Source organism: Streptomyces sp. NBC_01233, assembly GCF_035989305.1.
Classification (GTDB): Bacteria; Actinomycetota; Actinomycetes; order Streptomycetales; family Streptomycetaceae; genus Streptomyces.
The window spans coordinates 6,703,461-6,716,716 of sequence record NZ_CP108514.1; the positions used below are offsets into that span (position 1 = coordinate 6,703,461).

At 73.0% G+C, this 13,256-nt stretch carries 8 protein-coding genes; all 8 read left to right on the forward strand.

Going from position 1 to position 13,256, the window contains the following annotated elements:
- Positions 1-89 precede the first annotated feature (89 nt).
- The 8 genes from OG332_RS32045 to ispG all read left to right on the forward strand — a co-directional run bounded on the left by OG332_RS32045 (position 90) and on the right by ispG (position 13,221).
- Complete coding sequence (locus OG332_RS32045; protein ID WP_327416712.1) at positions 90-2,213, forward strand: ATP-binding protein; 2,124 nt, start codon at positions 90-92, stop codon at positions 2,211-2,213.
- 178 nt (positions 2,214-2,391) lie between these two features.
- A complete protein-coding gene (locus OG332_RS32050; RefSeq protein WP_327416713.1) occupies positions 2,392-3,972 on the forward strand; it encodes a PucR family transcriptional regulator in 1,581 nt (526 codons plus the stop codon).
- 370 nt (positions 3,973-4,342) lie between these two features.
- Positions 4,343-5,788: an aldehyde dehydrogenase family protein gene (locus OG332_RS32055; protein WP_327416714.1), complete on the forward strand. Its 1,446-nt coding sequence runs from the start codon at positions 4,343-4,345 to the stop codon at positions 5,786-5,788.
- Positions 5,789-5,943: 155 nt separating this feature from the next.
- Positions 5,944-7,902, forward strand: a complete 1,959-nt coding sequence (locus OG332_RS32060) for an acyl-CoA dehydrogenase family protein (RefSeq protein WP_327416715.1) — start codon at positions 5,944-5,946, stop codon at positions 7,900-7,902.
- Between the two features lie 87 nt (positions 7,903-7,989).
- Complete coding sequence (locus OG332_RS32065) at positions 7,990-9,315, forward strand: hypothetical protein (RefSeq protein WP_327416716.1); 1,326 nt, start codon at positions 7,990-7,992, stop codon at positions 9,313-9,315.
- 20 nt (positions 9,316-9,335) lie between these two features.
- Positions 9,336-10,589, forward strand: a complete 1,254-nt coding sequence (gene dxr, locus OG332_RS32070) for a 1-deoxy-D-xylulose-5-phosphate reductoisomerase (protein WP_327416717.1) — start codon at positions 9,336-9,338, stop codon at positions 10,587-10,589.
- Entirely contained in the window at positions 10,586-11,887 is a 1,302-nt protein-coding gene (locus OG332_RS32075) for a M50 family metallopeptidase (RefSeq protein ID WP_327416718.1), read from the forward strand. Before dxr ends, OG332_RS32075 begins: the two co-directional genes overlap by 4 nt.
- Before the next feature lie 176 nt (positions 11,888-12,063).
- Positions 12,064-13,221 carry a flavodoxin-dependent (E)-4-hydroxy-3-methylbut-2-enyl-diphosphate synthase gene (gene ispG, locus OG332_RS32080; protein ID WP_327416719.1) on the forward strand — a complete coding sequence of 386 codons (1,158 nt, stop codon included), beginning with the start codon at positions 12,064-12,066 and terminating at the stop codon, positions 13,219-13,221.
- Positions 13,222-13,256: the final 35 nt, after the last annotated feature.

Sequence of the window (13,256 nt, forward strand, 5' to 3'; positions counted from 1 at the left end):
GAACACGACTTGGGTACACCCGCCGGGCGCCGGCGACCACTACATTGAGCGACGCAGCAGCGCAGGCACGGTCAGGGGGCAGGGGTTTCATGGACACCGACGGCACGCACGAGACGCGCCCGGGCCACACCGGGCACATCCCGAGACCAGCAGCCCCGCCGCCCCCGGGCCTCCCGCCGAAGCCGTCCCACGCGCCGTCGGCCGGGCCGGCGCTGGGGGACTGGCTGCGCTTCCCGCGCTCCTCGGACGGGCCGGGCGTGTGGACGTACGGACATGTGCCGCGGGCCGCCGAGGAGCCCGAGGAGACACCCACCCGCCAGCTGATCAGCGGGGCCCTGATCTCCCTGCTGGCGGGACTGCTGCTGTGGTCGCTACTGGTGAACAACTACCTCGGCGGCTTCTGGCTCTGGCCGCTCTACATGTTCACGCCCGACTCCTGGGCACGTACCAATGCCGCCGTCGTCGCCGCGTACGTCTGGTACGGCATCGTCATCGGAGCCCTGGTCTTCGGGTTCGGGCGCCTCGGCCGCTGGCCCGAACTGGGCCGCCGGGTGCTCCGCAGCCGCGCCGTGAGGCCCCTGCACTCCGCCGGACCGGCAGGCCCCGTGGCAGGCGGTCCGGACGATCCCGCACGGTGGCCCCAGTTGCGGGCCGTGGGGATGGGGGAGGCTGCCGATCGGCTCGAGGGGGAGGCCGGGGGCGGGAAGATGAACGACGTGGACTACGCGCGCATCCGGCGGGCCTGGGACTCCGTACGCGCCGACCCCTCCCGGATGAGGGCCTTCGACGACGCCGTGCGCGACAAGGGTGCCGGGGCCTGCGTGCACCCGTCCGGTGCGCGGGACCTGCCCGTGCGGGCCGCCCGGCACGATCTGCTGGCCCGGCAGGTGCTGCTCGGCACCGTCGAGGACGGCGTGCGCAACCCGTACGCCCGCCGCGGTACCGGATTCGCCCTCGACCCCGACGTGCTCGGCACCTCGCTCCTCGCCGTCGGACCCTCCGGCAGCGGCAAGACCCGGCGCCTGGTGCGGCCCGTCGTCGAGTCCCTCGCGCTCCAGGCGCTCGCCGGCCAGGCCGCCGTCGTCGCCGTCGGCGCGGCCGGGGCCCAGCTCGGGCCGGACGACGCCTACGACGTCGTGGTCCGCATCGGCGACCCCGCCTCCGTCTACGACCTCGACCTCTACGGCGGCGCCACCGACCCCGACGAGGCCGCCACCCTGCTCGCCGAGGCCTTCGTCGGGGACGTCGCCGGGGTCGACGTGCGCCGGGCCGCGACCGCCCTCGCCCAGCTCCTCGGCCCGTTCCGGGCGGCGTACGACCGCTTCCCGGCCGTGCCCGAGCTGCGCGAACTGCTCGACCAGGTGCCCGCCGCCTTCGAGGCGCTGCGCCGCGACCTCGGGCCGGTCGGCGGGGGACAGCAGGCGATGCTGCGCGAGCTCGACGCCCGGACCCGCCAGCACGGGGCCCACGGCGACCCCGGACCGGCCCTCGCCGACCGGGTGGCCTTGCTGGACCGGCCCGCCTTCGCCGGATTCTTCGACACCACCGGGCAGGGGCGGCCGTTCTCGCTGCGCGCCCTGGAACATCCGCTGCGTGTCCGCATCGACCTGCCCGAACGGGGGCACGCCGACGCCTCCCGGATCCTGGCCCGGCTGCTGCTCGCCCAGTTCAACGCCTCGGTGGCCGCCCGCGCCGACCGCTCCCTCTTCGCCTTCCTCGCTCTCGACGACGCCTCGCGGACCCTGACCACGGAGACGGTGCGGGGTGTCCAGCGGCTGCGCTCGGCGCACGCCGGCGTCCTGCTCACGCTGCGCACGCTGGACGACGTACCCGAGGCGCTGCGGACGCCGCTGCTCGGAGCGGTCGGCTGTCGCATGGCCTTCTCCGGAGTCACCACCTGGGACGGCAAGCGCTTCGCCGAGGCCTGGGGCACCGAGTGGGTGGAGACCCGCGACGTCACCCACCGCACCGTCTTCGCCGACCAGCCGCTGACCCGGGCGATGCACGCTTTCCGCAAGCTCGTCACCGGCAAGGCGGTCACCACCGACGCGGTGACCGTGCGGCAGGTGGAGCGGGAGCGGTGGTCCGCCTCGGACCTGGCGCACACCGTGCCGCCCGGGCACGCGGTGCTGTCGCTGACCTCGGTCCGCGGGGAACGGGCGGCTCCGCTGCTGGTCCGACTGGCTGAGGGCGGGTCCGGTCCGACGGCCTGACCCAAGCCCCTACCCGTACGGGGTGGCAGAATCAAGGGGAGTCGTTCATACGTTAAGGCGAAAAGTGCCCGCGGCTGCTCTGCTCCTCTTCTTCGGGCGCGCACCCGCGCCCGAAGGCGTGCCCGTAGACCTCCGTAGCCCCTCCGTCGCCCCCTCCCGCGAAGGCCCCTGGTAACCGATGCCGCTCACCCTCGCCTCACTCGTCCAGCACTCGGCGCTCAAGCTCGGCGTCCGGGCGGGAGAGGGCCGCCTGGACACCCCCGTGCGCTGGGCCCACGTCAGCGAGCTCGCCGACCCCGTCCCGTACATGGAGGGCGGCGAGCTGCTCCTGATCACCGCGATGAAGCTCGACGCGGAGGATCCGGAGGAGATGCGCCGCTACGTACGCCGGCTCGCCGCGGCCGGGGTCGTCGGCATCGGGTTCGCGATCGGCGTGAACTACGAGGCGATCCCCGAGGCGCTCGTCGAGGCCGCCCGCACCGAGGACATGCCGCTGCTGGAGGTGCCGCGCCGGACCCCCTTCCTGGCGATCAGCAAGGCCGTCTCCGCGGCCCTCGCGGCCGACCAGTACCGGGCCGTGACCGCCGGTTTCGAGGCGCAGCGGGAGCTGACACGTGCCGCGCTCTCCGCCGACGGGCCCGCCGACCTGCTGGCGAAGCTGGCGGCGCACGTGCACGGCTGGGCCGCGCTGTACGACACCTCGGGCGCGGTCGTCGCGGCCGCCCCCGACTGGGCCGCGCGGCGAGCCGCCCGGCTGACCCCCGACGTGGAGCGGCTGCGGGAGCGGCCGGCGCCCGCCAGCGCCGTGGTCGGCGGCTCGGAGGACCGCGTCGAACTCCAGTCCCTGGGCACGGGCCGACGGGCGCGGGGCGCGCTCGCCGTCGGCACCGGGGCCCCGCTGGGCACGGCCGAGCGGTACGCCGTCCACTCCGCGGTCGCACTGCTGACCCTCACCACCGAGCGGTCGCGCTCGCTGCACGACGCCGAGTCCCGGCTGGGGGCGGCGGTGCTGCGGATGCTGCTGGCGGGCGAGGCGGAGCACGCCCGGTCGGTGGCCGGCGACCTGTACGGGTCCCTGCTGGAGGCGCCGTTCCGGCTCATCGTGGCCGAGCCGGCGCTGCCGGGCACCGCGCAGCCCGAGGGCCTGGCGCTGCTCGCCGACGCGGTGGAGTCGGCGGCCGCCCGCACCGGGGAGGCGCTGCTGGTGGTCCCGGAGCCGGGGCGGCTGGTGGTGCTGGCCTCCGACGCGGGCCCGGTCGTACAGGCGTGCGTGGACCACGCGGAGGCGCTGGAGTCGAGGCGCGGCCGGGACGCGGCCGGGCCCGAGCCGGACGAACTGGTGGTCGGCCTGTCCGCCCCGGCCGGTCCGGAAGGCGTGGCGGCGGCCCTCAAGCAGGCCGACCAGGCGCTCGCCGTGGCCCGCCGGCGCGGGCGGCCGATGGTCGAGCACGAGGACATGGCGGCGGGCTCGGTCCTGCCGCTGCTGGCCGACGACGCGGTACGGGCCTTCGCGGACGGCACGCTGCGGGCGCTGCGCGAGCACGACGCGACCGGGCGCGGCGACCTGGTGGCCTCGCTGCAGGCGTGGCTCTCGCGGCACGGGCAGTGGGACGCGGCCGCCGCCGACCTCGGCGTGCACCGGCACACCCTGCGCTACCGGATGAAGCGGGTCGAGGAGATCCTCGGACGCTCTCTGGAGGACCCGGACGTCCGCATGGAACTGTGGCTCGCCCTCAAGGCCACCTCGGCCCCGTCGTAGCCGACCGCCCGTTCCGGCCGTTCCGTCGCCCTGCCCCAGCCGGGCCCCGCCCGGACCCGCGCCTCAAGCGCCGGCGGGGCTGAAGGACCCGGGGCTCCGCCCCGAACCCCGCGCCTCAAGCGCCGGCGAGGCTGGATCGGCCCGGCGGCGGGGCTGGAAGACCGGGGCTGCGCCCCAGCGCCCGCGCCTCACACGCCGGCGGGGCGGACGGGCCGCGCGCCGACGGGGCCCGGTTTCGGCCCGGCGACAGTGACAAAGCGGCGAAGGCCGGCGACCCGCCGCTCCATCAGGGACAAACGCCGAAACGCCGACGGAGTCCTACGGTGGAGGGGACAAGCCCACCGCACACATCCGAAGGGCCGGGATTCGCATGACTTCCACCCACGCCTTCTGGCTCGCCGGCCGCCAGGCCACCGGCGAGGACAGCTTCGACGTCCACTCCCCGTGGGACGGCAGGCTGGTCGCCGCCGTCAGCGTGCCCACCGACGAGCAGGTCGAAGAAGCCGTGGCCGCGGCGTACGCGGTGACGGCGGAGTTCTCCGCGACGCCCGCCCACGTACGGGCCGCCGCGCTGGACCACGTGTCCAAGCGGCTCGCCGAGCGCACCGAGGAGATCGCCCAGCTGATCTCCGCCGAGAACGGCAAGCCCGTCAAGTGGGCCCGCGGTGAGGTCGGCCGTGCGGTGTCCGTGTTCCGCTTCGCCGCCGAAGAGGCCCGCCGCTTCAACGGCGGAGAGGCCCAGCGCCTCGACACCGACGCCGGTGGCGTCGGCCGTCTCGCGCTGACCCGCCGCTTCGTCAAGGGCCCGGTCCTCGGCATCGCGCCGTTCAACTTCCCGCTGAACCTGTGCGCCCACAAGGTGGCCCCGGCCATCGCCGTCGGCGCGCCGATCATCCTCAAGCCCGCCCCGGCCACGCCCCTCTCCGGGCTGATCCTCGGTGAGCTGCTCGCCGAGACCGACCTCCCGGCCGGTTCCTGGTCGGTCCTGCCGGTCGCGAACGACAAGATGCCCGCCCTGGTCAAGGACGAGCGTCTGCCCGTCATCTCCTTCACCGGCTCCGACACCGTCGGCTACGCCATCCAGCAGTCCGTGCCCCACAAGCACTGCACGCTGGAGCTCGGCGGCAACGCCGCGGCCGTGGTCCTGGACGACTGGTCCTCCGACGCCGACCTCGACTGGGCCGCGACCCGCATCGCGACCTTCTCGAACTACCAGGCCGGCCAGTCCTGCATCTCCGTGCAGCGCGTGATCGCCGACGCCTCCGTCTACGACCGCCTCGTCGAAAAGGTCGTCGCGAAGGTCCAGGCGCAGGTCACCGGCGACCCCTCCGACTCCGCCACCGACGTCGGCCCCCTCGTCTCCGAGGCCGCCGCCCAGCGTGTCGAGTCCTGGGTCGATGAGGCCGTGTCCGCCGGCGCGAAGCTGCTCACCGGCGGCAAGCGCGAGGGTGCCTCGTACGAGCCGACGGTCGTCGCGAACGTGCCCGAGGGCGTCAAGCTGGCCACCGAGGAGGTCTTCGGCCCGGTCCTGACCCTGCAGCGGGTCGAGAACACCGACGAGGCCTTCGCCGCGGTGAACGACTCGAAGTTCGGTCTGCAGACCGGCGTCTTCACCCGGAACATCCAGACCGCGTTCCGCGCGCACCGCGAGCTCGAGGTCGGCGGCGTGGTCATCGGCGACGCGCCGTCCTACCGCGCCGACCAGATGCCGTACGGCGGCGTCAAGCAGTCCGGTGTGGGCCGCGAGGGTGTCCGCTACGCGATGGACGACTACACGTACGAGCGAGTCCTGGTCCTGACCGGCCTCGACATCTGATCTCGTACGGCCAAAAAGCCGACGGCCGGAGCCTACTGTGCGGGGGCTCCGGCCGTCCCCCTTTTCCATCCCGCCCACATTGGGTACGACTCACAGGTAGCACCGGCTGGTAATCCGGTGAACCCCCCGACTCCGGCGGCGAGGTGAGTCCCCTCATGTCCGCAACACAGCCCGTACAGCCCAGCGGCACACAGCCCAAGGTGACCGAGCGCGAGGCGCGTCAGGTCGCGGAAGCGGCCCGGGAACAGGACTGGCGCAAACCCAGTTTCGCCAAGGAACTCTTCCTCGGACGGTTCAGGCTCGACCTGATCCACCCCCACCCGCTCCCCGCCGACGAGGACGTCCGGCGCGGCGAGGCCTTCCTGGCCCGGCTGCGGGCCTTCTGCGAGACCGAGATCGACGGCGCACGCATCGAGCGCGAGGCGAGGATCCCCGACGAGACCGTGCGCGGGCTCAAGGAGCTCGGCGCGCTCGGCATGAAGATCGACCCCAAGTACGGGGGACTCGGCCTCACCCAGGTCTACTACAACAAGGCGCTCGCCCTCGTCGGCTCGGTCAGCCCGGCCATCGGCGCCCTGCTCTCCGCCCACCAGTCGATCGGCGTACCGCAGCCGCTGAAGATGTTCGGCACGCAGGAGCAGAAGGACGCCTACCTGCCGCGCTGCGCCACCACCGCCATCAGCGCCTTCCTGCTCACCGAGCCGGACGTCGGCTCCGACCCGGCGCGGCTGGCCACCACGGCGGTCCCGGACGGGGAGGACGCGTACGTCCTCGACGGCGTGAAGCTGTGGACCACCAACGGCGTCGTCGCGGACCTCCTCGTGGTCATGGCCCGCGTCCCGAAGTCGGAGAACCACCGCGGCGGGATCACCGCCTTCGTCGTGGAGGCCGACTCGCCGGGCATCACCGTCGAGCACCGCAACGCCTTCATGGGCCTGCGCGGCCTGGAGAACGGCCTGACCCGCTTCCACCGCGTCCGGGTCCCCGCGGCCCAGCGCATCGGCGCCGAGGGCGCCGGGCTCAAGATCGCCCTCACCACGCTCAACACCGGACGGCTGTCGCTGCCCGCCATGTGCGTCGGCGCAGGGAAGTGGTGCCTGAAGATCGCCCGCGAATGGTCCGGCGTGCGCGAGCAGTGGGGCCGGCCCGTCGCGAAGCACGAGGCGGTCGGCGCCAAGATCTCCTTCATCGCCGCCACCACCTTCGCCCTCGAAGCGGTCGTGGACCTCGCCTCCCAGATGGCCGACGAGGACCGCAACGACATCCGCATCGAGGCCGCCCTCGCCAAGCTCTACGGCTCCGAGATGGCCTGCCGGATGGCCGACGAGCTGGTCCAGATCCGCGGCGGGCGCGGCTTCGAGACCGCCGATTCGCTGGCCGCCCGCGGCGAGCGTGCCGTTCCCGCCGAGCAGATGCTCCGCGACCTGCGCATCAACCGGATCTTCGAGGGCTCGACGGAGATCATGCACCTGCTGATCGCCCGCGAGGCCGTGGACGCCCACCTCTCGGTGGCCGGCGACCTCATCGACCCCGACAAGGCACTCGGCGACAAGGCGAAGGCGGGCGCCCGCGCCGCCGGGTTCTACGCCCGTTGGCTGCCCAAGCTGGTCACCGGCCCCGGCCAGGTCCCCGGCACCTACCGGGCCTTCCACCCGAGCGGCCACCCCGACCTCGCCACCCACCTGCGCTACGTGGAACGCAGCGCCCGCAAACTCGCCCGGTCCACCTTCTACGCCATGTCCCGCTGGCAGGGCCGCATGGAGACCAAGCAGGGCTTCCTCGGCCGGATCGTCGACATCGGCGCCGAGCTCTTCGCCATGAGCGCGGCCTGCGTCCGGGCCGAGCACCTGCGCGCCTCGGGCGAGCACGGCCGCGAGGCGTACCAGCTGGCCGACGCCTTCTGCGAGCAGTCCCGGCTGCGCGTCGAGGAACTCTTCGGCCGGCTCTGGGCCAACACCGACGACCTCGACCGCAAGGTCGTCGCGGGGGTGCTGTCCGGCACCTACGCCTGGCTGGAGGAGGGCGTCCTCGACCCCTCCGGAGACGGCCCCTGGATCGCGGACGCCGCCCCCGGACCCTCCACTCAGAAAAACGTGCACCGCCCCATCCGCTGACCTGCGATCATCGCCAGACGTCGGACAGACGTACGAGGATGAGTACGAGTACTGGTACGCGTACGAGCACAGCGCGAGGCGGACGAGATGCCGACGGCCGAGGAAGACCGCGCCAGCCGACGGCTGGCCTGGTGCGTGGCGCACCTGCTGCGCCACGCACCGGACCACGTCGTCACCGACCTGATCGGCAGGCTCGACGAGCCCGCCCTCAAGTACCTGTGCCGGGACGAATGGCTGGCGGCCTCGACCGTCACGCTGCTGCTGCGCCACGGAGGCGCAGCCGACCGGACCTACATAGCCCGCAACCCCCGCGTCGTGGGCCGGCCGCTGCCCGGCCTGCCCGGGCCCGCCCGGTACGCCCGCCGCCGGACCCCGCCGGAACTCCTGCCGGTGCTCCGCGCGGAACTCGGCCGGGACCCCGGCGAGGAGCCGCTCACCACGCCCGAGCTGATCGGCCTGCTGCGCCGGCACGGCCGGCGCGGGCCCCGGGTCCCGCTGAACGTCCTGGCGCTCCGCCACCGGCCGGACCCGGAGCTGCTGCTCGCCGAGCACCTCCGCCGACCGCTGCCCGTCGGCTCCGTCGAGGCCCTGCTGCTCGTCGAGGACCTGCCCCTGGACACCGTCCGCGGGCTGCTCGCCACCGGGGCTGCGGCGGACGAGCGCTCCTGGCACCGGCCCGCCGTCCGCGCCGTGCGGATGGGCCGGGTCACGCACGAGGAACTCGTCGCCCACGTCGCCCCCGCACGCCACACCCTGCTCCTCGGCCACCTCCCCGCCCTCCGCTCCCTGCGCTGGACCCTGCCCGAACAGGCCGGCATGCAGACGGCCGTGATGCGGGCCCTGCGCCCGCTGGGGGACGACCCGCGCCTGTGGGCGGAGCTGCTCCGGCACGCCCCCGGCCACCCGGGCACGCTGCCCGAGCTGGTGGCCGCCGTGGCCGACGGAACCCTGCCCGAGCCGGCCGGCGCGCGGGACCCGGGCCCCGAACTCACCCGGGCGGTGCGCCACCTGGCCCCGGCGGCCGTCGAGCCCTCCGGGGACGTGGAGCGCGAGCTGGCGCTGGCGAGCCTCGCCGTGCCGATGGAGAGCGTCGGGGAGGACATCCGCTGGGTGCGCGCCTGCCTCGACCGCGGCCTGCTCACCGGCATCGACGTGATCCGGCACAAGCTGCCGGCCTGCTGGGCCCTCGACCAGGACCACTGGCTCGGCGACGTGGACCATCCCGACCGGCACGACCACCCGGAGGCCGTCCTCGCCGCCCACGCCGAGGCGGACCGGCTGTTCGCCGCGGCCCTCGGCGAGGACCCGGACGCCTGGTGGCGCGTGGCCCGCACCCTCCCGGACTTCGCCGGAACCCTCCCGCACCTGCTGCTCCGGGTCACTGAAGGGGGCTCCGTGTCGGGCCGCTCCTGACTTCCGGCAACAATGGGGGCATGAGCGACCGCCCAGCCCCCCTCGCCGATCCGCACCTCCTCTTCGACCCCGCGGCCGGCCTCCGGGACATCGTCATCCTCGGGTCGACCGGGTCCATCGGCACCCAGGCCATCGACCTCACCCTGCGCAACCCGGACCGGTTCCGGGTCACCGCGCTGTCCGCCGCCGGCGGACGGGTCGGACTGCTGGCCGAGCAGGCCCGGCTGCTGCGGGTCCAGAAGGTGGCCGTCGCCCGCGAGGACGTCGTACCGGCCCTGAAAGAGGCGCTGAGCGCCCAGTACGGCCCGTCCGAGCCGCTGCCCGAGATCCTGGCCGGTCCGGACGCCGCGACCGAGCTCGCCGCCTCCGAGTGCCACACCGTCCTCAACGGCATCACCGGTTCCATCGGCCTCGCGCCGACCCTCGCCGCGCTGCGCGCCGGCCGCACCCTGGCCCTGGCCAACAAGGAGTCGCTGATCGTCGGCGGCCCGCTGGTCAAGGCCCTCGCGAAGCCCGGCCAGATCATCCCGGTGGACTCCGAGCACGCGGCGCTCTTCCAGGCGCTCGCCGCCGGCACCCGGGCCGACGTCCGCAAGCTCGTGGTCACCGCCTCCGGCGGGCCCTTCCGCGGCCGCACCCGTGCCGAGCTGGCGAACGTCACCGTCAAGGACGCCCTCGCGCACCCCACCTGGGCCATGGGCCCGGTGATCACGGTCAACAGCGCCACCCTGGTCAACAAGGGGCTGGAGGTCATCGAGGCGCACCTGCTCTACGACATCCCCTTCGACCGCATCGAGGTCGTGGTCCATCCGCAGTCCTACGTGCACTCGATGGTGGAGTTCACGGACGGCTCCACGCTCGCCCAGGCCACCCCGCCGGACATGCGGGGCCCCATCGCGATCGGCCTCGGCTGGCCGCAGCGGATCCCTGACGCGGCCCCCGCCTTCGACTGGACCAAGGCCTCCACCTGGGAGTTCTTCCCCCTGGACACCGAGGCCTTCCCCGCCGTGGGCCTGGCCCGGCACGTGGGCACCCTCGGCGGCACCGCCCCGGCCGTGTTCAACGCGGCCAACGAGGAGTGCGTGGAGGCGTTCCTGTCCGGTCGGCTGCCGTTCACAGCAATCATGGATACCGTCTCTGCCGTGGTCGATGAGCACGGGACACCGGAGTCGGGAACTTCCCTGACCGTCCAGGACGTCCTTGAAGCGGAGGCCTGGGCGAGGGCCCGGGCGCGGGAGATGGCGGCTCGGGCCGCCGTGGAGGCGCGCGCATGACGCTACTGATGACGGTGCTCGGGGTCGTGGTCTTCGCGGTCGGCCTGCTGGTCTCCATCGCCTGGCACGAGCTGGGGCACCTGTCCACGGCCAAGCTCTTCGGCATTCGCGTGCCGCAGTACATGGTGGGCTTCGGCCCGACCATCTGGTCGCGGAGGAAGGGCGAGACCGAGTACGGGATCAAGGCCATCCCCATGGGCGGCTACATCCGCATGATCGGGATGTTCCCGCCCGGTGAGGACGGCAAGGTCACCGCCCGCTCCACCTCGCCGTTCCGGTCGATGATCGAGGACGCGCGCTCCGCCGCGTACGAGGAGCTCCAGCCCGGGGACGAGAGCCGGCTCTTCTACACGCGCAAGCCGTGGAAGCGCGTGATCGTGATGTTCGCCGGCCCCTTCATGAACCTGGTCCTGGCCGTGGCGATCTTCCTCACCACGCTGATGGCCTTCGGGCTGAACACCCAGACCACCTCGGTCGCCACCGTCTCCGACTGCGTCATCCAGCAGAGCGAGAAGCGCGACAAGTGCGCCCCGGGGGACCCGGCCGCCCCCGCCAAGGCGGCGGGCCTGAAGGCGGGCGACAAGATCGTCGCCTTCAACGGCCGCCCGGTCCGCGACTGGTCCGCCCTGCAGAAGGACATCCGCGCCACCGTCGGCCCCGCCACGATCACGGTGGAGCGGGCCGGGGAGCGCGCCGACCTCACGGCGAACCTGATCGAGAACAAGGTCGCCAAGACCGACGGCAACGGCCGGTACGTCAAGGACCAGTACGTCACCGCGGGCTTCCTCGGCTTCGCCCCCGCCTCCGGCTACGTCCCGCAGTCCTTCGGCCAGTCCGTCGACCGCATGGGCGAGATGATGGAGGCCGGCGTGCAGTCGCTGGTCCAGCTGCCGTCCAAGGTCCCGGACCTGTGGAACGCGGCCTTCAACGGGGCCGAGCGCAAGCAGGACAGCCCGATGGGCGTCGTGGGCGCTGCGCGGGTCAGCGGTGAGATCTTCACCCTCGACATCCCCGCCCAGCACCAGCTGGTGTTCTTCCTCAACCTGCTGGCCGGCTTCAACCTCTCGCTGTTCCTCTTCAACATGCTGCCGCTGCTCCCGCTCGACGGCGGACACATCGCCGGCGCCCTGTGGGAGTCGGTCCGGCGGGGCGTGGCGCGGGTCTTCCGGCGTCCCGACCCCGGCCCCTTCGACGTGGCGAAGCTGATGCCCGTCGCGTACGTGGTCGCGGGTCTGTTCATCTGCTTCACCCTGCTGGTGATGGTCGCGGACGTGGTGAACCCCATCAAGATCACCTAGCCCCCGCGGAGCCTTACCCCTGATCAACGGGAGCCGGGCACAGATCGTGCCCGGCTCCCTGCGTTCGGGTGGCGCACCCCCTCGGATGCACGGGGCGCGCCGTGGTTGGCGTAATCTCGAAGGCTGGAGCCCGCCGAATTCGGGACCTTGATCCACACCTTGGGGTTGCACAGCAGATGACTGCCATCTCTCTCGGAATGCCGGCCGTGCCGACGAAGCTTGCCGACCGCAGGGTCAGCCGCAAGATCCAGGTCGGTTCCGTGGCCGTCGGTGGCGACGCGCCCGTGTCGGTGCAGTCGATGACCACCACCCGTACCTCCGACATCGGCGCGACGCTCCAGCAGATCGCCGAGCTGACCGCTTCCGGCTGCAACATCGTCCGGGTGGCCTGCCCGACCCAGGACGACGCGGACGCGCTCGCGGTGATCGCGAAGAAGTCGCAGATCCCGGTGATCGCCGACATCCACTTCCAGCCCAAGTACGTGTTCGCCGCGATCGACGCCGGCTGCGCCGCCGTCCGCGTGAACCCGGGCAACATCAAGCAGTTCGACGACAAGGTCAAGGAGATCGCGCGGGCCGCGAAGGACGCGGGCACCCCGATCCGGATCGGCGTCAACGCGGGCTCGCTCGACGCCCGGCTGCTGAAGAAGTACGGCAAGGCCACCCCCGAGGCCCTGGTCGAGTCCGCCCTGTGGGAGGCGTCCCTCTTCGAGGAGCACGGCTTCAGCGACATCAAGATCTCGGTCAAGCACAACGACCCGGTCGTCATGGTCAACGCCTACCGGCAGCTGGCCGCGGCCTGCGACTACCCGCTGCACCTGGGCGTCACCGAGGCCGGTCCCGCCTTCCAGGGCACCATCAAGTCCGCCGTCGCCTTCGGCGCGCTGCTCTCCGAGGGCATCGGCGACACCATCCGCGTCTCCCTCTCCGCCCCGCCGGTCGAGGAGATCAAGGTCGGCATCCAGATCCTGGAGTCCCTCAACCTCAAGCCGCGCCGCCTGGAGATCGTCTCCTGCCCGTCCTGCGGACGCGCCCAGGTCGACGTCTACAAGCTCGCCGAAGAGGTCACCGCGGGCCTGGAGGGCATGGAGGTCCCGCTGCGCGTCGCGGTCATGGGCTGCGTCGTCAACGGCCCCGGCGAGGCCCGCGAGGCCGACCTCGGTGTCGCCTCCGGCAACGGCAAGGGCCAGATCTTCGTCAAGGGCGAGGTCATCAAGACCGTCCCCGAGTCCAAGATCGTGGAGACCCTCATCGAAGAGGCGATGAAGATCGCCGAACAGATGGAGAAGGACGGCGTGATGAGCGGCGAGCCCACCGTCGCCATCGGAGTCTGAGCACCCCCGAGGTGCCGCCCCGGCCCCGTTCCCGC

Coding starts and splice junctions, on each gene's coding strand:
- OG332_RS32045 (WP_327416712.1), top strand. CDS start 90: ATGGACACCGACGGCACGCACGAGACGCGCCCGGGCCACACCGGGCAC.
- OG332_RS32050 (WP_327416713.1), top strand. CDS start 2,392: ATGCCGCTCACCCTCGCCTCACTCGTCCAGCACTCGGCGCTCAAGCTC.
- OG332_RS32055 (WP_327416714.1), top strand. CDS start 4,343: ATGACTTCCACCCACGCCTTCTGGCTCGCCGGCCGCCAGGCCACCGGC.
- OG332_RS32060 (WP_327416715.1), top strand. CDS start 5,944: ATGTCCGCAACACAGCCCGTACAGCCCAGCGGCACACAGCCCAAGGTG.
- OG332_RS32065 (WP_327416716.1), top strand. CDS start 7,990: ATGCCGACGGCCGAGGAAGACCGCGCCAGCCGACGGCTGGCCTGGTGC.
- dxr (WP_327416717.1), top strand. CDS start 9,336: ATGAGCGACCGCCCAGCCCCCCTCGCCGATCCGCACCTCCTCTTCGAC.
- OG332_RS32075 (WP_327416718.1), top strand. CDS start 10,586: ATGACGCTACTGATGACGGTGCTCGGGGTCGTGGTCTTCGCGGTCGGC.
- ispG (WP_327416719.1), top strand. CDS start 12,064: ATGACTGCCATCTCTCTCGGAATGCCGGCCGTGCCGACGAAGCTTGCC.